A 395-nucleotide genomic window follows, 5' to 3' on the forward strand; every position below is an offset into this window, starting at 1 on the left:
CTTTATAGCTCTGTAAAAATACCGGATACTCTTCCAATGGAAGGTGACCCATTAACGCCTGCAGCCCTACCTCATGCCATTTCTTGTACTGCGTCCGCCAATACCGGATCAGTTTTGTGGATAGGGCCGTTCGATTTGACACACTCCTCACGGATTGGGTAACGTCCAGGGCGAGACAAATAAGGCCGACAACATAGCGTTTATGGGGAATGACATAATCCGGAAGGATCCGTGATAGACAAGAACAGTTAGCGCAACGTACGCGAGCGATCTGTAATGTAAATGAGTAGGTGTGATTAAGGTATACTTCTCTTGAACATACATCATAAAAGACGATGGCTGTATGATTACATTTGGGGCAGCTGGGATGCATAGATAAGAAATCATTGAAGAAA

At 44.8% G+C, this 395-nt stretch carries 1 protein-coding gene; it reads right to left on the bottom strand.

All coding sequences use genetic code 11. The features are described from left to right. Window positions 1–373 (bottom strand): DUF6431 domain-containing protein (locus tag ACYQ2O_RS12915; RefSeq protein WP_459796796.1); only part of this gene is annotated, 373 nt, incomplete at its 3' end. Window positions 374–395 lie beyond the last annotated feature (22 nt).

It is taken from the genome of Alkalibacterium sp. m-11, from assembly GCF_054658155.1.